Below are 22,923 nucleotides of genomic sequence, written 5' to 3' on the forward strand. Positions count from 1 at the left end.
TAACCAAGGAGGCTTTTTATGTTTAAGAAAGGATTACTTTTATTTTCAATGCTGGCACTAATTTTATGCTTTAGCCCCGCCAAAGCTGAAGCCAAAGGCACTGTTACCATGACATATGTTGAATGGGACTGCGCTGTTGCCAGTACTTACCTGGCACAGGCAATTCTGCAGGAAAAACTGGGTTACAATGTAGAAGTTCTGCCTGTAGGCGCTGCTGCCATGTGGCAGGCACTTGCAACTGGTGATGCTGATGCCATGGTTACTGCCTGGCTGCCTGTAACTCACGCAACTTACTATGAACAGCTTGAGGGTCAGGTGGAAAACTTAGGTCCATTAGCACATGGTGCTAAAATTGGCCTTGTTGTACCTGAATACGTAACCATTTCAAGTATCCAGGAAATGAACGATCACGCTGATAAGTTTAACAATCGTATTGTAGGCATTGATCCAGGTGCTGGAATCATGGGTCTGACTGAGGAAGTAATTGTTAATTATGGTTTGACTAATTTTGAATTAGTAGAAGGAAGCGGGGCAACCATGGCTGCAGCCCTTCAGGATGCCGTTAACAACAATCAGTGGGTTGCTGTAACCGGATGGTCCCCGCACTGGAAGTTTGGCCGCTGGGACCTCAAGTACCTTGAAGATCCTCAGGGAGTTTACGGAGAAGAAGAGCATATAGCTACAGTCGTTCGCACAGGCCTTGAACAGGATATGCCTGAGGTTTACAGTTTCTTGGATAACTTTTACTGGACTCAGGGACAAATGGCTGAAGTAATGGTTATGAATCAGGAAAGAGGTGCTGACCCTTATGAAAGTGCCAAAAAATTCATGAATGATAATCCTGATCTGGTTAATGAATGGCTTGGAAGATAAAAATTATAAATTAAACAAAAAAGTATTGACTTGTCATTTAAGGTGACATAAGTACTCTTCTCTTGCAGGGGCAAATATGTCTTTCTGCAAGGGATTAACCAATGTTCCCCGGTAGCTCAATCGGCAGAGCGGGTGGCTGTTAACCACTAGGTTGGCGGTTCAAGTCCGTCCCGGGGAGCCAGTACATAATTCAGCTATTCAGGCTGAAAAAAATACTCAAAAAGAAAGGCCCGGACATTTGTCCGGGCCTTTCTTTTTGAAAAACTTAAATAGTACCTCGCGGGGACCGTCCCAATTTTCAGAAAAATGACAGAGTCTTAAAGTTACTCACAAGTTCGGTCTAGGTCTGTCTGGGTGAGGCACTTCTAAGTAACTAAAACCAAATTAGCAATAAATTCAGAGCATTATGATTTTACCATACAGATTGCTTCGGTCGCTTAGGCTCACTTGTGGGTGACAGGTTTTCAGAAACCACTTCCCTGACATCTCAGGTGTCATTGCGAGCGAGTCTTCGAGCGCGGCAATCCTTGTTGCGAGCGAAGCGAAGCAATCTCGTGCTAAGGCTGATTTTTAGTTACCCACAAGTTCAGTCCCTGGCCGCCCGGGTGAGGCACGTTTAACTCTTAAGCCTCAAGCTGCTTGTTAAACAATATCACCCTTCATTATTTGGCGCTTGCTTGAGGTAATGGGTTTCATAGTTTTCATAGATTCTATTTTCTATGAAGAAGTCCACAATATCAGAGTCAAGGTGACGGTCTTTTTTCATAAATTCCAGAATTTGCAGGGCTTTGGTAAGAGGTATGGGTTTCTTGTATGGTCTGTCCCTGGCGGTTAGAGCTTCAAACACATCAGCTACAGCAACTATTTTGGCCTGAAATAAAATTTCATCATCCTTAAGCCCCAGAGGATATCCTGAGCCGTCTATTCGTTCGTGGTGCATGGAAGCAATGTCTGCAACTCTGGAAAGTTTTTTCGGGAATGGAAGCTGTTCCAATATTTTTCTGGTGATTAGTGCATGGTTCTCAATGGCCTGTCTTTCTACAGGGCTGAGGTTGCCTTTGCGAATGGATAGAAGATCAAGCTCATCGGGTGTAATATATGGAAATTGCTGTCCGTTGCAGGTATAGCTTTTGGAGGCAATTTTCTGGAGCTTGTGGATTTCATCGTCAGTAATGAATCTTCCAGTACTGTTACACTCAAGAACAAACTGCATTTCTTCCATAAGAAGCTGCTTTTTCTTTTCAAGCTCTGAACTGTCTAATTTGCTCTCATCTTTGGTTATATTCTGCCTTAAAAATTCATTCTCCATGCACAAGGCAATATATGAAAATCTTGATTTTATCAGCTCACCCTTATCCCAGATACTTTCAAGCTTGAACCTTTTGTCCAGAATATATTCCGGGGTGGCAATCTTGCCCACATCATGCAGCCATGAAGCAACTCGTAGCTCATCAAGCTCATCGCCTGAAAAGGTAATCTTTGCCAGGGGGCCTTCCTGGGTCTCGTTAATTGCTCTGGCAATGGTCAGGGCCAGTTCAACAACCCGGTCAACATGCCTGCCTGTGTGATAGGACTTACCATCTATAGCGCAGGCAATGCTTTTAATAAATGCGTCAAAAAGGTTTTCAAGCTCCTGAATAAGCTGAGTTTTGGTCAGCACCACAGCAGCCTGAGATGCCAAAGCTCCTACTATTTCTTCGGCATCATTTGTAAAAGGCACTATTGCACCTGTCTCCGGATCAATAGCGTTAATCAGCTGCAATACTCCAATAATCTTGTCTTCGTGATTTTGCATGGGAATGACCAGCATGGACTTTGACCTGTAGCCTGACTTCTGATCATAAGCTCTGGTTCCACTGAAATCAAAACCCTCAGCCTGGTAAACATCAGGGATATTCACCTTTTCACCCTTAAGTGCCACATATGAAGAAACATTTTTTGTATTGGGCTGCTGGTTATCATGATACAAGGGAACAGGGGCAAACTTGTCCATGGAAAACTTATCAGCTCTAAGTGAAATATTCATGGCCTGATTTTGCACAATTTCAAAAGTCAGCACCTTTTTCTCCCAGTCAGCAAGGTAAAGACTTCCACCGTCTGCACCGGTTAGATCTCTTGAAGATTTGAGAATTCTCTCCAGAATATCGCTGATATTTTTTTCCTTTGATAATGACAGACCAATGGTGGTCAATTTTTTAAAAAATGAAACCTGATCAGATAGCAGGCTTTTAAGTTCATTACCGTAATATTGTAAATCCCTCCCAAGATCTTCCGGGGCACTACCTTGTGATTCCAAACTCAAAGCAATCCGGTTCAGGTTATCGATAATCCCGCTAATTCGCGCCTTCTGCATTTATATCTCCTCTACTGGTAATATGGAGGGTGTTCATTAATGGAGCATTATCTTTCCTGGAGAACCCCGCTCATGGTTCCCATTAATGGGTCCAGAATATACTGTAGTACAGTCCTGGAACCGGTATGAATGGCAACTTGCATGATCATCCCGGGATAGAGGCGGTATTCCATGTCTTTATGCGCAAACCGGTCTTTTTCAGTCTGTATGCGTACAGCATAAAAGGCCCGCCCCTCAGGAGTCACAGTGGTGTCGGGAGCAACATGAACCACCTTGCCATTCAGCTTGCCAAACATGATGCTCTCCCTTGAAGCTAAGCGAACAGTAGCTTCCTGTCCTTCATGCACATACCCGATATCGCCTACTGGAAGCATGGCTTCAACAACAAGTTTGTCTCCAGCCGGCACAATCTCAGCTACATCCATACCGGAACGAATAACTCCCCCAACAGTTGTGACGTGCAGGGTCTTGATTACCCCTTCAACAGGTGAACGCAGCACAGTTCTGTCTAAGCTGTCCGCATGCCTGCGCTGCCTTTGCATGATTTCCTCCAGGTCCTGCCTGGTTTTTTTCAGCTGGTCTTCAATATCTTTATGATGAGCTGTCCGGATTTTCTGAAGATTGGCCCTGGCTTCACTCAAAGCCGCCCTGGCAGCTTCAAGCAGTGCGCCATCTTCCTCAATCCTGCTTTTCAAGGCCGATTCCTCGCGAAGATATGCAAGATGCTTATACCTTGTAGTCAGCTGCTCATCAAGAAGTTCCTGGCTCAAAGCTATTTGTTCCTGCAGCAGTGTGAGATTGTGGCGGGCATTTTCCCTGCGAGTAACAATTTCTCTGACCTGATGTTCTCTCTGGCGAATTAATTCACTCTGACTAACAGCATTACTGTGAAATGCATCTTTGACAGCCATGAAATGAGACATGGAACGTTCAACCAGATCAGGATGATCTAAGAGCAAATCTTCAGGGTAGGCAGGAGTATCAAAGCCTTGTCTCAATGCTTCAAGCCTGTTCAAATCTAAGCGCAAAGCTGTAATCCTGGACTGAACCTCTTCAAAAAAAGCATCGCTGACAATCTGTTCAAGAATAATAAGTGGCTGTCCCGTGGTGACTACCTGCCCTTCCCTGACCAGTATTTCACGAACTATACCGCCCTCAAGATGCTGGACAGTTCTGACCCTGGTGCTGGGAATCACATGTCCTTCAGCCATACTCACGATATCTAATCTGCCAATGGCACTCCACAGCACAAATGCAACACAGAACAGGCTCAAAGTTAGAAAAAGCAGCTTGGAGCTTCTTCCTGCTCTGGTTTTCCGCTCTAAATTTTCAATAAATGTATTGTCCATTTTACAGCCTTACCTTTCAATCGCACCACCCTCAGCACTTCCAGGCCCTGTTCCTTTGACCAATGTTGGCTCAGGTTTGGTGCCCAGATCTATGATTATCTCTGTGCTCACAAGCAGTCTGGGATCGCTGGTAAAAATTACAAGAGTTTTATTTTGCTGCCTGAACTTTCTGATACAGGAATTAACCATCTTCCATCCCTCAACGTCAAGCCCCTCAGCCGGTTCATCAAGAATTACAAGCTGGCCGCTGGTTGTCATGGCCCTGGCCAGTGCAATCCTGCGTCTTATTCCCAGGGGAAGGGGCCTTCCGGTTTCATCAATTTCCAGCTCAAGACCTTTGGGATGCAGATCCAAAAATCTGCGCAACCCTGTTAGATGCAGTATGTCATTAAATTGGTCATTTTTAAGATCAGGGTTGGCTGCCAGAATATTTTTCTTGATACTGCCTGGAAAAAAACCAGGTTCCTGAGGCAAATAAACGATCTGCTTTCTCCACCATTCAATGGAGACCTGGCTGAGATCAAGACCATCAATCAATACTTGCCCCTTGGATGGTTCCAGCAGTCCAGCCAATGTTTTGGCCACAGTGCTTTTTCCTGAACCATTGAACCCTGTTATTCCTGTAAAACTTCCTGCAGCAACATGCAGGGTCAGACCGGAAAAAACAGGATTTTTGTCTCCAGGGTAATGGAAGCTGACACCTTTGATGCTCAGTCCACCTGAATATTTTTTCAGGGCAGACCCGCTAAGCCGTTCCATAGGCATCTTCAGGAACTGCCCGAGTATCCTTTCCGCATCTTCCGCTCTTTGAAGCTGTGACCAGGTGCGAACAAACCTGGCCAGGATGGTTAATGGAATCGAAGATAGTATACTTATACCGATTAATGCCCCGATGGTAAGTTCACCAAGCAGCACCTGTCTGGCACCAAAGGCTATGATAAAAGTTCTGGATATAAGACCTATGGCCATGAGCCTGGCTTGTGATACATCTTCATTATGAGCGCTGAATTTTCTCAGGACAGCCATGGCCTTCATCTGCTGTATCCACGGTGAAGTGTACCAGGCCATTCCATTAAAGGCTCGCATGGTTTCAGGCTCATTAACTGCAGCATTGACAAGTGCCTGGTTTTCCGAAGCCTCATGCTGCAGAACCTTCATAGACTCTGAAGCGCCATGCATGGTTACCCACGATGAAGCCATAGTGAATAATGCACCACTTAGAGCCACAAGGCCCAGCTGAAAATTCAAAAGAAAAATAACCAGAATAAATAAAAAGGAATAAGGCATATCCAGCACAGAGTTTACATTGGGTGCACTGTAAGCTCCCTGAAGGGTATGCACACTGCTCACAGCACGAATCAACGCAGCCTTTTTTACCTGGCTGAAGACCTGCATTCTGGTTTTTCCCAGGACATCCAGCACGGTTTTAGTCACAGATTCTTCAGGCTGTAGCCCCACCTCTCCGGCCAGTCTGGTTCGGATGGACCTGAAAGCATACTGGATCACAATGGCCATGAGCATGCCAATGGTGAGGGTGATTAGCGTCCCGTCCACTCCGCCTGTCAGGTAGCGGTTAAAAACCAGTATAAAGAAAAAAGGAGCAGCAAGGGTCAGGATATTGATAAAAAAAGAAACAGCAATAAGCTGTGCGCAGACCTCAGGTTTTGTGAACAGGCGGGAAAGTAATTGCTTCATTGTTTTGCTGCCGGGATTTAAGCTTTAGACTGTTGAAGCCGGGTCAATTCTTTTCCCTGCCATGACCTGGCCACAAAGTCCAGACCGGTTGCCTGCTCATACTCTCTAATTGTTCTGATATTTCCCAGACCATACTTATCCATTTCTGTGAGGCAATGCGCATCAGCGTTGACTGTCTGGCCAGTAAGAAACCTGACCCTGCCTGCTGACACTTTTTGCAGTTCTGTCCAGTCTGACTGATCTTCCCAATGCCTTTTGCGCCTGGTTTGAAGTTGATAGTTATGGTAGGCAAGCACAGCATTGGGATTGAAAATGTCCCAGCCATGTGTCCACAGGCGGATCCCGAGCGTAATCTCTTCTCCGGCAAAATAAATATGCGGATCATACGGCACCTGACTGATTGCCCTGCCATAAGTGAAAAGCATGCCGGCACTAACAAAAAAAGATGTTTCCGGTTTCAGGGCATGATCAGGCATTGCAATCAGTGCAGAGTGCTGATGCAGAATGCCGTACTCATCAAAATATCTCGGCATGATACGGACCAGGGCATCATCTGCATACTCCTCAGGGGGGGTAAAGGCCAGAGGATAAGTGGAAAGAACCGGCCTGGGAGATGGGCATATATGCATGAGCGTGATAAGTTTTTCATCCCACCCCGGCACAAAGCGCATATGGCTGTCTATCTGAAAATAATACTCTTCTCCCTGCCAGAGCTGCTGGGCAAGATGCCTGGCCAGACATGGACCCCGGCTGAACATGGCAGGCAGGGAAATCTGCTTAGATTGTTCCTGATGCTTCAAAAGCTGCAGCAGAGCAGGCTCTTCTCCAGGCACATACTGCCAGCAAATCCCGAAGGTTAATCTCTCAGGGTTTGCAGCATTTTTCAAAAGACTCTTGACTGTATTGATGCAATCAGGGTCTCGATATGAAGCAATGCATACAAATATGGTCTTGTGGTGTAAAATGGACAATTTGACCACCTTAGTGCGCTTGATAGCGCTGCATTAGACATGCATAGTCTGTCAAAAAATTTGGGGCTGTTTCACCATTTGAGCATTATGCGCTTATCAGAAGTTTGGCCCTCTGTTTACGCCTTATGCGTCAGAGATTCAATCATCTTCAATTGTGCAGGCAGGCAAATATTCTTGAGATCATATCTTTCAACTATAGTCTTTCTGGCTGCCATTTTAATATGTGCGTATTTTTTACGGTTGCCAAGAACATCAATAACGATTCCGGCCAAACCCTTGACATCAAAAAAATCCACCAGCAATCCGTTATGCTGGTGCTCAATTACTTCACGAACCGGTGCAGTGTCAGAGCCGATCACAATACAGCCGGCACTCATGGCTTCCAGCATGGACCAGGACAGGACAAAAGGATACGTAAGGTAAACATGAGCTGATGATATCCTGAGCACATCCATAAAAATATTGTAAGGAACCCGCCCCACAAAATGAACTCTGTCCATATCCAGATCATCACTTACTTCTTCCAATAGCATGGAGCGAAAGGTTTTGCCAGGTGGAGGTTTTCGTCCATAACTTACTTCATCTCCTCCCAGAATTACTGCTCTGGCTTGGGGCCTTTTTTTCAGAATCTCCGGCAAAGCCCTCAGGAAAATATGAATTCCTCTGTAAGGCTCAAGATTGCGAGCTACAAAAGTGATTATTTCATCACTCTTTGTTAGTTTGACCTGATGGCGCTGGAGCATGATAAAAGCGTCGTCTTTGGGGCAGACCCTTGCAGTGTTGATACCGTCAAAAATGACCTCAATTCTGGATTGATACTCAACAGGATATTGCCCCCGTTGCCAGATGGTGGGAGAAATACCCCTGTCTGCTGCCTCAAGACTGATAAGATTATGAGCATTCTTCATGCGCAGCCTGCAAAGTTCATCCTGATTTCTGCCGCGGGAAAATTCAGGATCAAACCCAACATCACTGCCACTGGACTGATAATAAAACTCACAAAAACAGACAATTTTCGAATCAGGCCAGACATCTCTGAGAAAAAGGGCTTCGCCCCAGCCAGGGTGAGCGCAGATCACATCAGGCGCAAACCCCTGGGAGCGCAGCCGCATTGCTGCACTGGCTGCAGCTTCCCCCCGAATAACCTTAACTTCCTGCTCAGCAATCCAGGGATGAATAGTGGGGCTTGGATTTTTTGATATTTTATAAACCAGAATTTTTACACCCGGAATTTTCACCCCCTGTCTGGCGCTTATGGCTACAACCCTGTTTTCTGGATAAGATGCAAGAGCTGGGGCCAGATGTAGATACTGTCCAGGAAAATTCTGATGTACAAAAAGTATATTCATGATTTTACAATAGATTTAACAGGTAAGTTAAATCCTAACATTGTTAAAATGAGCAGGCAAGGTAAATTGAAGTGATATCTGACTTTGATATGACTTTGTCCGTCGGATAAAACAGTAGCTATCCAGAAATTTATACGTGCAGAAAATTGGATTAGTGCATAGAATTTGGTATCACCACCCGTACCTCGGTCATGTCTTCCTCATCCCAGGTCTGCATCTGCACATCATACCCCATGGCATCCGCAATAACCTTGGCTGAATAAGTGCCAAGCCCTGTACCTCTCTTTTTTCCAAATGTAGAATATTTCTGGAAAAAGGAATTTCTAATATGCTCAGGAACTGCCCCTTTGTTGCCAATGGCAATTGTTGTTGGATCCCCCTTGTGCAAATTGATTGTAATCCTGCCGCCATCAGGGGAAGCCTCAATGGCATTGGTCACTAAATTGCCCAGCATGGAAAAAAGTAATCTTCGCTGTGATGGTACATAGAGCTTCGCCCCGTGCTCCAGCGGAACACCGTCCACAGTTATTTCCAAAGATAGTTTCCTGGCATTCATCTGGGACTTTTTCTGGCCGGATATATTTTCCAGAACTTCCAAGGCATCCACTGCAAGCGGCACATAATCGTAGCGCCCTGTCTCCATTTTGAAAAAGTCAAGTGAAAAGTCGATCATATGCAGCATGTCCTGACCGGTTTTTTCTATGAGATCCAAAAGGGATATCTGATCCTCACTCAACCCGCCTTCCATTTTCATGATCTCTGGAAGCCCGATTATGCCATTGAGCGGTGTTTTCAGGTCATGACGCATGATACGGTCAACATCTGCCTTTAGCTCTTCCAATTGTTTTTTTTCAGTGATGTCCTGCACATGAGATACAAAGTGCAAAGGTTCTTCCTGATAATTCCTGATAATTGAACTTGAAACCTGCCCCCAGATGACATCACCATTTTTATGGATATAACGTTTTTCAAAGACCGAACTGGAAACTTCGCCAGACAAGCTGCGTTGAATAAACTTGGGGCTGACATTAACATCCTCAGGATGGGCCAGATCATTGACGGTCATGGATTCCAGCTCTTCTATGGAATACCCGAAAATTTCACTCATCCGTTGATTGACCTGCAAAAACCTTCCATCCAAGCCCACAATACAGACCCCGTCATTGGCATGTGCAAATGCAAGGCGAAACCTTTCTTCACTTGCCTTGAGATCTTCCTCAAACTGCTTACGCTGTGTGATATCAATGGCAAGCTGAAAGCGGGCCTTTTTAGCACTCGTCCACTGAATGGTCCTGTTCATAACATAAAAATGTTTATCAAAATTAGACAGGTACTCTTCTGAAAAAGACGGTTCGCCGGAAAGACTTAACATTTTTTTTGTGCAGTCCCTGCATTCTTCGTCTTTTCCCCGCACAGCCTTAAAGCATTGCTCACCTGCTATATCTCTTCCTATAAGCTCCTTCATTTTCTGGTTGGCAAAAAATATTTCATGTGTATCAAAGTCAGATACATAAATGATTTCAGGGATGCTGTTCAGGATGGACAAAAATTGTTCTCGTTCCTGCTTTGCCTGTCTTTCTCCGGCTTTAATCTGCTCATTTCTTCTAATGACTTTTGTCTGCTGCATTGCAAAAAACGCTGCAAAAAGAGCTGTGAGCAAAATCACAACGCCCTGTCTTAGCGCAAAGCCAGACTTTAGCGCTTCATCCGAAGCAATCTGCATTTGCCAGGTTCCATTGGGTACAGCTATATCATATGAAATATCCCACTGGGTAACCACAGGAGCATCGTCCGACTCAGCTATTAATGGCCGACCGCCTTCCTGACCCATATCAGGATCATCTCCCAGCAAGCGCCAGGCCACAGAATGGTCATGACTCAGATCCATTTCTCTTGGAATCAAGCCCCCAACCTCGATAAGCACGATTACAAATCCCCAGAAGGTCTCTTCATCTTCAACAGTTCTGAATACCGGCTTCCTTGCAATAACCGCCATTTCTCCACTTTGTATCAGCCGCACCGGTCCGATAAAGGTAATGCTTCTGGTTTCAACTGCTTTTTTTGCGCCAATGGCCCTGCGCGGATCCGCAAAAAGATCGTGACCGATTGCTCCTTCATTTCCCTGAAGGGGGACAATATAGCTCACGACTCCATCAGGAGCGAGCTGAACAGCAGACACACTGGGATTTGCCTCAAGTATGACTCCTCCCCAGTAATTGAACTGATCAGGACGGTATTCCTCCATAAACAGGATAGATTCCAATGTGTTCAATGCTGATAGACCGTCTGTGAGGCGCAGGTGCAGGTTCTGGGCATAAGCACTGACTATACTTGTGAGTGCCTGCTGAAGAGCATTCTCATTTCGCTTCTCAAAATACAGAAATGCAAACTGAAAAGTGCAGAAAACAATCAGTGAAAACAAAACAAGAGACAGCAGCAGTTTTTTACGAAGCATTGGAAGAGTCCCCGGGGTTTTGGAATGCCCACTGGGCAATCCCTGATCGACAAATTCAGAACCGGATCAAAAATCTAAAGATTTAAGAGTTGTGGCCCTATGATAAGAGAAACATCCTCTCTTTCCTGTCTGCTTTTTAACAGAACTGCGTACAGATTGTCACTATGAAATTTTTTTCATAGTGACAATCTGTACGCTGCCATACTATGATCAATTAATCAGTTCAAAAAGTAACTTTTTCTGTATCTGTTTAGCGCTTTGCATGTGGCATGGCTTCCTGCCGGAGGCATACAGCCCGAAGGGGGGCTGGCTCTCCCGGGACCCACTTGTCCCAAAAAATGAGATATTTTAAGCACAAAATGATGTTCAAGTGGGTCCCGGAGTGCATGTCCCCTGCTTTCCTTAAAAGCGCTAAACAGATACCTTTTTCTTTAGCATGCGAAGCAAAATACAGACCTAATGCGGGCTGTGCCCACAACACAATTTAAACAAGGATCTCGTTAAGTTGAGGTGATAACCTTACTTTTCAGGCTGAAGGCTGAAGGCTGAAGGCTGAAGGCTGAAGGCTGAAGGCTGAAGGCTGAAGGCTGAAGGCTGTAGAAGGTTCCTGGGCATTATTGCTCTTTCAAGGTAAAAAACTTTCTTGTTTTTTTCAGGATTGAAATGGTAAGTTACTAATGCAACATTTTTGCAGGAAGTTTTTTAGAGGATTCATGATACTGGAACAAAGTTATTTACAGCTGACTAATGTCCCTATACATGATATTTTACAGCGTGTTAAAAAAGTCCTTATAAGGCAGACTGTTCAAAAATTACAAGTGCAATGAGCAAACAATTCATAGTCGCAGCGTAGTTATCCATACTTGAAGGTTTGAACTTTTTGTAGCGACGCAGCAACTGGAAGATTTTAACAGCCTGTCAGGCAAAATCTTAGCAGCAAACTTTGCTCATACCCCAAAGAACATCGGGAGAAGCAGTCATGAATGAAAAGTCCATAACACTGTCAATCAAAAGCAATCTGGAAAACGCCGTGCTTCTGTCAACAATAGTACAGTCCGTGGGTATGACTCTGCCTTTTTCCCAGAGCGACGCCTGCATGCTCAGGTTCTGCACATTTGAAGCCGTCAAGCTGGCCATTCGTGGTCATCCAGGTGAGCATGCCAGGCCGGTTGTAGTAACGCTGGATATTCTTGAGGACTGTCTGCAGCTAACCGTAAGCGACTTGGGTCAGTCTGGGGATTTTCTTAATTCCTGTACACCTGATTTAAGCGTTGAAGATATAGTCAAGGCAGTGGAAGACGACTGTCTGGGGCCTGAAGTAATCCAGAACTTCATGGACTCGGTTAAGTTAGCATCTGCGCACGGTGACAACAAACTTGTCATGAGCAAAAAATTCAATACAAACATCAGGGAATACTCAGAGTAATAATGACATACATACCAACAACCAAAGGTTCCGGTAAATGATAGGCCGTATTGCGTCCTGGCGTGATCCACTGATTCTGGTACTTGGCGCTCTGGCAATACTGTTTGCATCGGCAGTTTATTTACCTCTTCGCGATCAGTTCATCCTTGGTTGGGGAGCCGTCCTGCTGGTGATTGTACTGCGCAGAACCAGCTTCATTAACGAAGACACCAAGAGACTGCTGATTATTCTTGTCTGCCTGCTGATCACTTTGCGCTATCTCTCGTTCAGAGTATTTGACACCCTTTATTACACCAGCCCGGCAGACACAATGGCCATGGGCCTGCTCTTTCTTGCCGAGTGTTACGGCATCGCCATTTATCTTCTCGGCATGTTTGTAAATGCCATGCCTCTCAAAAGAAAGATTGTCAGCGTTGACCTTGATGACCCGGACCTGCCCACAGTGGATGTTTTCATCCCCACATACAATGAGCCCCTGGAAATCGTCTCCATCACAGCCACGGCTGCAACCCAGATGAATTATCCCAAAGACAAACTGAACATTTATATTCTGGACGATGGGGGGAGTATTCAGAAAAGACTGGATCCCAATCCCAGAAAGGCATTGCAGGCAGTCAAGCGGCACGAAAGCTTGAAGAACCTGGCTCGCTTCCTGGAAGTGAATTACCTGACCCGAGGCAAAAACGATCACGCCAAAGCCGGCAACCTCAATTCCGCCCTGAAGCGCACCTCCTGGAGCATGGCTGATGAGCCGGGCAAGGTACCCCTGCTTGAAGGGCGGGGTTTCGGAGACAAGGGCGGGGAGCTTGTAGTAATCCTGGACTGTGACCATGTCCCGTCCAAGGATTTCCTGCAAAACACTGTAGGGCTTTTCATGCGAGACAAGAAGCTGTTTCTCTGTCAGACTCCGCACTTTTTCATCAACCCTGATCCTGTGGAACGTAACTTGAACATCTTTCAGCAGAAACCTGCGGAAAACGAAATGTTCTATGGTTCAGTGCTGCTGGGTCTGGATTACTGGGATTCAGCCTTTTTCTGCGGATCAGCTGCAATCCTTAGACGTTCGCATGTGCAGGAATCAGGAGGAATAGCTGGAGAGACCATTACCGAGGATGCTGAGACAGCTCTGGGGCTGCACTCCAGAGGATACAAAAGCGCCTATGTTTCTAAGCCCATGGTCTGCGGGCTGTCGCCTGAAACCTTTGGTGATCTTGTCACACAACGCAATCGCTGGGCCCAGGGCATGGTCCAGATATTCATGCTTAAAAATCCGTTGTTCCTGAAAGGCCTCAGGTGGTTCCAGCGCATCTGCTATACCAATTCATCGGCCTTCTGGTTTTTCAGCCTGTCCCGGGTGGTCTTCTTTATAGCCCCCATATTATACCTGGCCTTTGGACTGCGAGTATATAATGCATCCCTGGCCCAGGTCATGGCTTTCACCATGCCGCACCTTTTCTGCGCAATCATTTTCACTGATTTTCTACATGGCAAAGTTCGCCATCCGTTTTTTTCTGAACTCTATGAAATAGTTCTCAGCCTGTACAATCTCCCGGCCATGATCAGCGCTCTCATAAGTCCAAAGTCTCCATCATTCAAGGTGACACCCAAAGAGGCAAACCTGAAGCAGGATTTTCTCAGCCCACTGGCCAAACCTTTTTATGTAATTCTTATCCTTATTCTTCTGGCCTATCCACTGGGTTTGCTGCGCTGGATGAACCACCCGCTGGAACTGGACGCCATCATTATAACCATGGCCTGGAACACTTTTAATCTGACCTTTGTGTTCCTCTGTTTGGGAATTGTCTGGGAGCGTCGACAAATCCGCCGTAAACACCGGATGCCGGTACACGAAGAAGCCAGGGTCCGGATCCTGGCCAGGTCTGAATCATCCATGTCCATGGAAGAACCACTCAGAGTTATGGTCCAGGATATTTCCGAGGATGGTCTTGGTTTCGTTGTCCCCAAAAATATAGATGTCAATATTGGAGACAGAGTAGAGTTTCAGGCCAGGGACAGTTACGGCAATGAGCATTTTCTGCCATTGGAGGTAGTGCGTATCTCCCCAGCCGGCAAAAATCGACTTGTAGGCTGCCTGTTTCAGGCAGAAGATCCATTCTCTTTTGCCAGAGTTGTCAGTTATGTTTACGGGGACAGCCAGCGTTGGGAGGACTTTTGGGAAAATCGCCGCCAGCGCCACAAGACTTCACCCTGGCAAGGGCTTGGATATTTATTTTCCATAGGCATCCGGGGATTTGTCCGCAATTTCAGAGGAATCGTGCTCCTGCTGTGGTCCCAGCTTGGCACTGGAGTGGCAATTATACTGCGCAGGCTGAAAATAGTCCGGGCCAGGTAGTACTGTAGTTCAAAACCGAATTATTATACAGGAGATGTTCATGAAAAGACCAGTTTTTTATCTTGCAACCCCATGCCTGGTGCTTATGCTGCTTTTGGGAACAGCTGTGCACGCCACAGCCCAACATTCGCTTTCTATTCCCCTGACCGAGTTTTCCATTGTGGGCAAGCCTCTTTTGCAGGGCAAGGCTGCAGATTTCCGTGTGAGCATCCCCACACCACAACGCTGGAACGTGACATCTGCCAACCTCCGCTTTCCCTATGTTAATTCCACCGGACTTCTGGGTGATCGCTCCCGTCTGATTGTACGCTTCAACGACCAGGTCCTGGCCCAGGTTGAGTTGCTTCCTGAATCTCCAGAAGGATTAGTCACTGTACCAATCCCCACTACCCTGCTCAAGCCCCGCTTCAACGAACTCCAGTTTGCCGTGGCCCAGGATTATGACGGTCAATGCACTGACCCGGGCAATCCCACTCTCTGGACCCATGTTTCTGTGGAGCGTGCCTTTCTGGACGTAAGCTATACCCTCAAGCCGGTACCAATGTTCCTGTCCTCCATTGCTGACTTTCTTTTCGATCCCAAGCAGTTTAACGAAAACAGGGTTCACCTGGTAGTTCCGGACTACAGTCCTGAAATGATGAACCTCGCATCCATTGCTGCCTCAGGAACGAGTCTGCGCTTTGAATTTCGTCAGGTGAAATTCACACTCTCTCAGGATCTGCGCCAGGGAATGGATAACATTCTTATTGGCGATAAGCTCTTTGTTGCCGGCGTCTTAGACCAATATGAAAGAACTCCACCCCAAAACGACTTTGGCATCATGCCCCTGCCCGGCCCTGCACCGGTTATGCCAGAAGATGAAAATAATCAGGAACAGACTGAACTCAGGCGCTTTGTGGACGACCATACCCGGGCCATAATCGTTCTTTCAGGTGAGGATATTAATGGGGTAACCAGCTCCACCAAAGCCTTTTCTGTGCTGTCATTCCCTTTGCCGGACATATCCAGCTCTGATCCGGGTTCTGTCATCATTCCTGAAATTACCAGAGAAACGGGCAAGAACCTTATTACCCCGGGACAAAAGTATACTCTGGACCAATTGGGCATGCCTTCACACACCTTTACCGATATGTATCCCATTCCGGAAAATATGACTGTTCGCCTGCCTTCGGATGCCCTGCTGCCCGGCAATTTGTTTGCAAGGCTTGCTCTGCACCTGGCCTACGGCACTCAAATGCGCCAGGACTCAGTGATCAATATTCACCTCAACGGCCGCTTCATCGCCGGGGTGCCCCTGAGTAATCCCCAGGGCGGAAGATACGGCGGTTATCAGATTCATATTCCCATGTACTATTTCAGGCCCGGTCTCAACACCTTCACCTTTGAGCCTGTGCTCACACCACTTATCACAGACCTCTGCACCTTTATTCAGTTGAAAAATCTTTTTGTAACCATTTTTGACGATTCAACCCTGTCTTTTCCTGAACTGGACCATTGGGTGGAAATGCCTGAACTGGCTTTGTTCATGGAAGACGGCTTTCCTTTCACCAGCTGGCCAGACTGGCGGGAAAACGCCATCGTAGTGCCCCCCAATGACCCCTTAAGCTCGGCAGCTGCTGTAAACATTGTGGCTATGACCAGTCAAAAAACCGGAATTGCGCCATATAGAGTGCAATTTCTCAACGAACCACCACAACAGCCTCTGGATATCCTGGTGGTCTCGCCTTATCCAGACATTTCTCCGCAAATTATGCAGGCCACCCCCATGGCCCCCCGGCTTGCCTATCCATGGCAGGGCGTATTACAGGGTTCTAAAGAGCAGTCTCTTTACTGGTGGAACAGGATAATGGCCGATATTTTCCCGGAACGTCCACGCAGTGTTCCCCAGCCATCAGTGCATGCCGAAGCCATAGAAGAATTAGTCATGAACTCAGACAAACTGCTGCTTACACAGAGTCTTTCGCCCTACGCACCCATGCGCACTTTGATGGTAGCCACAGCCAGATCCCCGGAAGCCCTTTTGCAGGGCGCTAATGCCATGAGCAATCCATTGCTGCAGGGTCAAGCCCGGGGAAGCGTTGTTCTGGCTGACATAACAGACCTGGAATTCGGTGTCCGCTCCCAGCATGCAGGAGAACGCTATTTTGTTGGTGACCTGGGATCCTTTCGCTGGTTCACTTACATTGTAAACACTTACCCGTTCTGGTTTTTCGGAACCCTCATGGTTATACTGACATTGACTGCTTTTGTAATCCGTCGCCTGCTTCGCACCAGACTTAAAGCCAAGGAGCAGGAATGAGACATTTATTACAGCTAACATTGCTCTCTTTTCTAATCCTGTTTATGACAAGTCCGGTCAAAGCTGATGTCTGTGCAGACTGGAACGTGTTCAAAGCCCGCTTTCTTACTTCGGACGGGCGTATAATTGACAGGTTTCAGGATAATATTTCCCATTCCGAGGGCCAGGGCTATGGGATGATAATGGCAGCCCTTTGCAACGACCCTGATTCTTTTGATTCTCTCTGGCAGTGGACCCGGGACAATCTGCAGGTCCGCCGTACAGACAGTCTTCTCGCCTGGTCATGGGGAGAACGCCTGCCAGACCAGTGGACTGTGGTGGACTTCAACAACGCCACAGACGGAGACATTCTTGTGGCCTGGGGACTGCTTCTCGGTGATAGACAATGGCCTGACTCAACCTACAAATCAGAAGCCCTCAAACTGCTTGCTTCCATCCGGAAACTTCTAAGCGTAGAGTACCACGGACATCTGATTCTGCTGCCTGGCTACCATGGTTTTCTGCAGTCTGATTCCATCCGACTGAACCCGTCTTATTTCATATTTTCTGCTTTCCAGGATTTTGCTGAGGCAGATAACCATGATTTCTGGAGCAAGATTTACGACCACTCTGTGATAATATTTGAAGCATCCCTGCTTCCCCCTCTGATGCTTCCACCAGACTGGTTCAGTCTGTCTATGGACAGCGAGCAGATCCACACATCAATAAATGAGGCTGTATTCGGCTTTGAGGTCATCAGAGTGCCCCTGTATCTCAGCTGGGCCGGAAATATCTCAATTCTTCCTGAACTGGCTGAGCTATTGAGATCTTTTCACCAGGCCGGTTATATTCCGCAGCGCATCGACCTGACAGACGGTTCTTTTTCCACGCAGTCCGGTTCAGCAGGATACTACGCAGTATTTGCCAGGGCTGCACAGGATCTGAACCTCTCGAAAATAGCCGGACAATGGTGGGACATGGCTGCAAGAAAATTCATGGATGAAAAAGACGACTATTACTCAAATATTCTTTATGTACTAAGCAGGTTGGAAAGCACATCCATCACCAGGGATCACCAACCATGATCAACCTTTGACGGAATCATCATGAAACAGACTTCTTTGATAAACATCTTCCCCGCACTGGGCCTGCTGCTGCTGTGGACCACTTCCGGGCTTTGCCATGATCACATGGCGGATCTGTCTCATGCCTTACTGGCACAGTCTGTGGATGTGCAACGAGGCGAAAGCGAGAGACCAGCAATTCAGCGCCCTGAAGAACAAGGCCAGATCATACGAACTGCTCCGGATATTATCCGGCCTGTAGTTCCTCCTCGGGATCAGGCCCGGGATGGAGGGCGATCGCTCGAGGCCGGCTGGGACTCTCTGGGCCTGGGTTTTTATGAACAGGCCCTGAATTTTTTTGAGCAGGCTCTGGCACTTCTTCCTCCTGGAAACCAGCAGAATGAAGCATCTCTTGGAAAAGCTTATGCCCTGAATGCGCTGGAACGACATGATCAGGCCGTAGCAGCCTTAGAGAACCTGATGCAGACAGGATATCGTCCGGAAGAAGTCAGGGCAGCTCTTTTCAGGATTTTGATGCAGGCAGGACAACTGGAGCAGGCAGAAACTGTCCTGGAGGAACTTGATGATGAACACCAGCAGGACCTGCGCCGTCAGGAAGTGCAGCAGATCCGTTTTGAGCAGGACCTGGCAGATGCGCTGCATTCTCGCAGTCCTGAAGAGTTGCAAAGCTTTATTGACAGGTACCGTTCACGATTGAATCAATGCATGGAGCCCTATGCATTTTTTCAAGTTTCTCAGGCATTGCATAGTCTAAGAGCCAGGAGACAGGCGCTGGAAATAGATCGTCAGCTGCTCAGCTGCTCCCTGGAAGGCCGGGAACAGGGCCTGTATATTCCGCTTCTTCAAAGCGTCATTCTGAACCTTCCTTTTGAACAGGCTCAGCGAGAAATTGCCAGGCAGCGCACTGAGATGCAGGGGCGAAACGAAGCCCTGGCAGAGTTGTCCCGCCTGGAACTGCAATTGCTGCGCAGCATGATAGCAGGCATTTCCCCGGATGATCCTGAGTTCGCCATGCTGGCAAGACAGATCCTTCGCCATGCTCCGGAAGAAGATGCATTGCGTCTAACCATGGCCTGGAACTGTTTTGAGGCTGGAGATGATGTCTGTGCTGAGGATCTTTTCCGCCATGTTCTTCGCAACAACCCGGCCGACAAATCAGCTCTGGAAGGCCTTGTTGCTCTTCTGGAGCGTCAGGGGAGAATTAAAGAGGCCATTACCCTGATTGAGCAGGCCCCTTCTACAGCCTTGTTCCTGGACACACTGAGCAGGTTTTATCGTGCCAGTGCAGCAGAATTATTTGCTCAGCAGGAATATTCCCAAACCCTTTTCTGGCTTGACAGATACAGTGATATTGCCGTGGAAGATCATGAAGCCCTGAGCATGCGCAGCTGGTCCCTGTTTCATCTGCAGCAGTATGAACAGGCCCTGGATAAGTTTGCAGAGCAGTTAGCTCTTTTTCCAGATGATGAGGATGCTCTGGCAGGAAAAATTTATTCACTCCAGGCCATGGACCGTCATCGGGAAGCGCTTATGATACTTGAATCCCGGGACAAAGAGCTTTCTGTGGAACTCCAGGCTGTACTGGCTTCATTATACTGTATCCTTGGCAATGAGGAATATGCTGCAGGTAATGCACACCAGGCAGTTGCCTATCTTAAACAATGTGTTGAGCTCAATCCGGATACGCGCGATGTCGATCTTCTGGGCTGGAGCCTGCTTGAAACGGGCGACCCGGAGTCTGCGCACAGCTTTTTTCTACAATCTCATGAGCAGCGTCCTTCTGAGGATACTGCCCAGGCATTACTCATCAGTGCCCAGGAGTTGGAGGACAGCGCTTACTTCTGGAATGTGCTTCAAGATATGGCTGTTCACCCGGGACCTGATGTACGCACTATAGCTGCAGACGCCTTTGCCAGGCAGGAAAGCCCCATTCTGGCGGCGCAGACCCACCCTGAATCCGGCAAGGGCACCTGTTACATGAACAGTGATACCCCGTGGATGGATATTGCAGTCCGATACCGCAATGTCTCTGGAGACAGGGGCAAATCCAGACTTCAGGCTCTCAGCGTGCCCATGGAATACAACAGACCTGTGTCCCGGGGAGGCAAGTGGACCCTTCGCGCCACCCCGCAACTGCTCAACAGCGGCAAGCCTGACCAGGATGCATATATTGGTTCGTATTACAGGTTTCTTGATCAGAACAGACGCCATCAGACTCCTGTTGACAAAACCTGGGTTATTTCTCCTGAGATCCAGTACCAGCGAGAAGGCAGGTACAATTTTGAGGCCATGCTGGGCATGACCCCTATGGGTGGTCCTGTCAGTCCCATGCCTGTTTTTCGCTTAAATCTAAGCAAGTCTGATGACTGGTCCTTAGAACTGCGTCAGTCTTCAGTTACCGATTCCCTGCTTTCTACCATAGGACAGAAAGATCCGTACAGCAGAAAAAAATGGGGCAGAGTTATGCACAGCGGAGTCCAGGCAGGAAAAAATATTGATTTGAAAGGACCATACTGGCTGGCTGTGGAAGCAGAATATGACTATTACTGGGGCAGAAATGTCGCTGACAATCACCGCATCGGCGGAAATATAAGTGTTGGTCGAACCAAAGACTTCAATGGACTGGAGTTGTCCAGCGGACTGTTTCTGACAGCATTTCATTTCCAAAATAATCAGAATTTTTATACCTTTGGCCATGGAGGATACTTCAGCCCAGATCATTTTTTCATTTTGGGACCTTTTGTCCGCTTCCTGTCTCCACGCTGCAGAGATTACTGGTTTGATATTAATGCCAGCCTGGGCTGGATGAACTATATGAACGCCGGCGCACCGCACTACCGGAACATTTCCAGCAGCTCGGCAACAGGAATAAATACTGCTGCGCTCAATGACTTTCAGGGGAAATATTCCAGCCGGAAAAAATCAGGTCTGGCAGTGGCTGTTGACATACAGGGCATGAAACTCATTTCCAACAACCTGGCCCTGGGAGGCATGGCCGGAATCAACAATGCCTCAGACCATACCCAGTGGCAGGCCGGGCTAATGTTGAGGTATTTCTTTGAACATCGTGAGGTTTTTTTTAACAGAGATGGATTCTAAATGGAAATTTTATCTGTCTGGCAATTATCAAGGAGATAACAATGGAAGTTGAAGTGCAGAAAGGTATTAATCATGTTGTAGTAATCCCGCGAAGAAAATCGGTAGATGCCAGTGTTGCTGCCGAATTTAAGAGAAAAATGCAGGAAATTATCAATTCCGGGATCAGTCTGATTGTTCTTGATATGCGAGATGTCAGTTTTATTGACAGCACAGGTCTGGGATCAATTATCTCAGCCTACAAAACCAAGGACAATGAACAGACCCTGGTTTTGTGCAATATTGCAGAAGGAATTCAGGACATCTTCAAAATCACTAAACTTGATAAGTTTTTTACCATTTTTTCTTCTAAGGAGTCTGCATTCAAAGCACTTAAGATTGATGATGAGTGACTTACAGCTGTTGAGTGTTGAGTCTAATGCTGGCTGTTCCACAGCCCAACTGCAGCAAGGATCGTTAAGTCGTGGGGATCACTATGCTTTTCAGGCTGAAGGCTGAAGGCTGAAGGCTGAAGGCTGAAGGCTGAAGGCTGAAGGCTGAAGGCTGAAGGCTGAAGGCTGAAGATATATGACATTGGCCTATTGCTTTTGTCAAAGTAAAATAGTTTTTCTCATTTTTTGCTACAGGACTGGAACTGTATGCAACTAACTTATGTGTACTTAAGAACGCCAATAATTATGGCAGCCATGGTCAAGGACGTTCCAAAAGACCAGATCATAAAGCGATCAATCCTGCTGGTCAAAGCTTCAAAACGCTTATCAACCTGCTCAAAGCGGGCATTCATATCCATGCGCATTTCTTCAAAACGCTTGTCTACCTGCTCAAAGCGGGCACTCATGTCCTCTCGCATTTCCACAAAACGCCTGTCTACCTGCTCAAATCGCTTATCAACCTGCTCGAAGCGCTTGTCAACCTGTTCAAAACGGGCATTCATGTCCAGACGCAACTCTTCATAACGCTTGTCAGACTGCTCAAAGCGTTTTTCCATCTGAGTAAGGATAGAACGAATCATTTCACGCTGATACTTAAGCTCTTCTTCAACTCTGATCATGCGCTCCCGTAGTTCTATCTCATATACTGCGGGCGGTTTGCCAATACTTTGCTCAGCAAGCCACAGTGGCATCTGCTCTTTGAGGTAATTAACCTGATCAGCAGAAAATACTGGCTCTGCCATTAATAACCCTCCTTGTTTAGTAACTTAATCTTGAAACTCTGTCATAAAAAACAAGAAAACTTAAACCGCAAAGGCCTCAAAGTTAAAGACAATAAGGAACATATATTTTTGAAAACCGGGTATCGGTTTTCAAAAAGGCTGCCTTTTCATTTGCCGCATGCCTTGTTAAACAGACGTAGTCTCCGTCGCAGACGGGTTTAACTGGGTTCCCCGGCAAATGAAAAAACTTCTTTCTTCCTTTGCGCCCTTTGCCTGCCCGGTTAAACAACGCTGAAAGCGTTCCTGCGCAGCAGGGTTTAACTGGGCGTCTTGAGTGAGTCTTTTTACCCTGATAACCATTTAAAAGGCACCTCCCAAGTATAGCTTGGCAAACAAAAACCGGCTATACAAAGAGGCAATCAACAACTCTAATATGGGAGGTGCCTTATGAAATTGTATGCTGGTTGTGATTTACATTCAACAAATA

At 46.9% G+C, this 22,923-nt stretch carries 14 protein-coding genes and 1 tRNA gene; 8 read left to right on the forward strand and 7 right to left on the reverse strand.

Features of this window, described 5'->3' with window-relative positions:
• Nucleotides 1-18 precede the first annotated feature (18 nt).
• Entirely contained in the window at nucleotides 19-873 is an 855-nt protein-coding gene (locus LZ23_RS01545; RefSeq protein WP_052507022.1) for a glycine betaine ABC transporter substrate-binding protein, read from the forward strand.
• A gap of 105 nt (nucleotides 874-978) precedes the next feature.
• Nucleotides 979-1,054 (forward strand) — tRNA-Asn (locus LZ23_RS01550).
• Between the two features lie 471 nt (nucleotides 1,055-1,525).
• Here the strand turns inward: LZ23_RS01550 and LZ23_RS25265 are convergent.
• The 6 genes from LZ23_RS25265 to LZ23_RS22110 form a co-directional block, all read right to left on the reverse strand.
• Nucleotides 1,526-3,226, reverse strand: coding sequence for an HD family phosphohydrolase (locus LZ23_RS25265; protein WP_052507023.1), 1,701 nt, complete (start codon nucleotides 3,224-3,226; stop codon nucleotides 1,526-1,528).
• Between the two features lie 47 nt (nucleotides 3,227-3,273).
• Nucleotides 3,274-4,575: an HlyD family type I secretion periplasmic adaptor subunit gene (locus LZ23_RS01560; protein WP_045210966.1), complete on the reverse strand. Its 1,302-nt coding sequence runs from the start codon at nucleotides 4,573-4,575 to the stop codon at nucleotides 3,274-3,276.
• A gap of 9 nt (nucleotides 4,576-4,584) precedes the next feature.
• The gene (locus LZ23_RS01565; RefSeq protein ID WP_045210967.1) at nucleotides 4,585-6,270 is read right to left on the reverse strand and encodes an ATP-binding cassette domain-containing protein; all 1,686 of its coding nucleotides are present in this window, start codon (nucleotides 6,268-6,270) and stop codon (nucleotides 4,585-4,587) included.
• A gap of 17 nt (nucleotides 6,271-6,287) precedes the next feature.
• Nucleotides 6,288-7,241: a GlcNAc-transferase family protein gene (locus LZ23_RS01570; protein ID WP_045210969.1), complete on the reverse strand. Its 954-nt coding sequence runs from the start codon at nucleotides 7,239-7,241 to the stop codon at nucleotides 6,288-6,290.
• Nucleotides 7,242-7,357: 116 nt separating this feature from the next.
• The gene (locus tag LZ23_RS01575) at nucleotides 7,358-8,590 is read right to left on the reverse strand and encodes a glycosyltransferase family 4 protein (protein ID WP_045210971.1); all 1,233 of its coding nucleotides are present in this window, start codon (nucleotides 8,588-8,590) and stop codon (nucleotides 7,358-7,360) included.
• A 151-nt stretch (nucleotides 8,591-8,741) separates the two neighbouring features.
• On the reverse strand, nucleotides 8,742-11,045 hold the full coding sequence (locus LZ23_RS22110) for a PAS domain S-box protein (protein ID WP_052507024.1): 2,304 nt from the start codon (nucleotides 11,043-11,045) through the stop codon (nucleotides 8,742-8,744).
• A gap of 979 nt (nucleotides 11,046-12,024) precedes the next feature.
• Between LZ23_RS22110 and LZ23_RS01585 the strand changes: the two genes are divergently transcribed.
• From LZ23_RS01585 to LZ23_RS01610, 6 genes are read left to right on the forward strand one after another with little or no spacing between them, the layout of a single operon-like run.
• Nucleotides 12,025-12,471 (forward strand): ATP-binding protein, encoded by a 447-nt coding sequence (locus LZ23_RS01585; RefSeq protein WP_045210973.1) that lies wholly within the window; start codon nucleotides 12,025-12,027, stop codon nucleotides 12,469-12,471.
• Between the two features lie 37 nt (nucleotides 12,472-12,508).
• On the forward strand, nucleotides 12,509-14,824 hold the full coding sequence (locus LZ23_RS01590; RefSeq protein WP_045210975.1) for a glycosyltransferase family 2 protein: 2,316 nt from the start codon (nucleotides 12,509-12,511) through the stop codon (nucleotides 14,822-14,824).
• A 40-nt stretch (nucleotides 14,825-14,864) separates the two neighbouring features.
• Nucleotides 14,865-17,123, forward strand: coding sequence for a cellulose biosynthesis cyclic di-GMP-binding regulatory protein BcsB (locus LZ23_RS01595; RefSeq protein ID WP_045210977.1), 2,259 nt, complete (start codon nucleotides 14,865-14,867; stop codon nucleotides 17,121-17,123).
• Nucleotides 17,120-18,187, forward strand: a complete 1,068-nt coding sequence (locus LZ23_RS01600; protein WP_052507025.1) for a family 8 glycosyl hydrolase — start codon at nucleotides 17,120-17,122, stop codon at nucleotides 18,185-18,187. The genes LZ23_RS01595 and LZ23_RS01600 overlap by 4 nt, the downstream gene beginning before the upstream one ends.
• Nucleotides 18,188-18,208: 21 nt before the next feature.
• Nucleotides 18,209-21,286 carry a cellulose synthase subunit BcsC-related outer membrane protein gene (locus LZ23_RS01605; protein WP_045210978.1) on the forward strand — a complete coding sequence of 1,026 codons (3,078 nt, stop codon included), beginning with the start codon at nucleotides 18,209-18,211 and terminating at the stop codon, nucleotides 21,284-21,286.
• A gap of 41 nt (nucleotides 21,287-21,327) precedes the next feature.
• The gene (locus LZ23_RS01610) at nucleotides 21,328-21,675 is read left to right on the forward strand and encodes an STAS domain-containing protein (RefSeq protein ID WP_045210980.1); all 348 of its coding nucleotides are present in this window, start codon (nucleotides 21,328-21,330) and stop codon (nucleotides 21,673-21,675) included.
• Between the two features lie 257 nt (nucleotides 21,676-21,932).
• Here LZ23_RS01610 and LZ23_RS01615 read toward each other — a convergent pair whose 3' ends face one another.
• Nucleotides 21,933-22,457, reverse strand: a complete 525-nt coding sequence (locus LZ23_RS01615; RefSeq protein WP_045210982.1) for a hypothetical protein — start codon at nucleotides 22,455-22,457, stop codon at nucleotides 21,933-21,935.
• Nucleotides 22,458-22,923: the final 466 nt, after the last annotated feature.

The organism is Desulfonatronovibrio magnus (assembly GCF_000934755.1).
Classification (GTDB): Bacteria; Desulfobacterota; Desulfovibrionia; order Desulfovibrionales; family Desulfonatronovibrionaceae; genus Desulfonatronovibrio; species Desulfonatronovibrio magnus.

What these genes read in the sequence shown, in the direction of transcription:
- LZ23_RS01545 (WP_052507022.1), top strand. Translation starts at nt 19, where the DNA reads ATGTTTAAGAAAGGATTACTTTTATTTTCAATGCTGGCACTAATTTTA.
- LZ23_RS25265 (WP_052507023.1), bottom strand. Translation starts at nt 3,226, where the DNA reads ATGCAGAAGGCGCGAATTAGCGGGATTATCGATAACCTGAACCGGATT.
- LZ23_RS01560 (WP_045210966.1), bottom strand. Translation starts at nt 4,575, where the DNA reads ATGGACAATACATTTATTGAAAATTTAGAGCGGAAAACCAGAGCAGGA.
- LZ23_RS01565 (WP_045210967.1), bottom strand. Translation starts at nt 6,270, where the DNA reads ATGAAGCAATTACTTTCCCGCCTGTTCACAAAACCTGAGGTCTGCGCA.
- LZ23_RS01575 (WP_045210971.1), bottom strand. Translation starts at nt 8,590, where the DNA reads ATGAATATACTTTTTGTACATCAGAATTTTCCTGGACAGTATCTACAT.
- LZ23_RS22110 (WP_052507024.1), bottom strand. Translation starts at nt 11,045, where the DNA reads ATGCTTCGTAAAAAACTGCTGCTGTCTCTTGTTTTGTTTTCACTGATT.
- LZ23_RS01585 (WP_045210973.1), top strand. Translation starts at nt 12,025, where the DNA reads ATGAATGAAAAGTCCATAACACTGTCAATCAAAAGCAATCTGGAAAAC.
- LZ23_RS01590 (WP_045210975.1), top strand. Translation starts at nt 12,509, where the DNA reads ATGATAGGCCGTATTGCGTCCTGGCGTGATCCACTGATTCTGGTACTT.
- LZ23_RS01595 (WP_045210977.1), top strand. Translation starts at nt 14,865, where the DNA reads ATGAAAAGACCAGTTTTTTATCTTGCAACCCCATGCCTGGTGCTTATG.
- LZ23_RS01600 (WP_052507025.1), top strand. Translation starts at nt 17,120, where the DNA reads ATGAGACATTTATTACAGCTAACATTGCTCTCTTTTCTAATCCTGTTT.
- LZ23_RS01605 (WP_045210978.1), top strand. Translation starts at nt 18,209, where the DNA reads ATGAAACAGACTTCTTTGATAAACATCTTCCCCGCACTGGGCCTGCTG.
- LZ23_RS01610 (WP_045210980.1), top strand. Translation starts at nt 21,328, where the DNA reads ATGGAAGTTGAAGTGCAGAAAGGTATTAATCATGTTGTAGTAATCCCG.
- LZ23_RS01615 (WP_045210982.1), bottom strand. Translation starts at nt 22,457, where the DNA reads ATGGCAGAGCCAGTATTTTCTGCTGATCAGGTTAATTACCTCAAAGAG.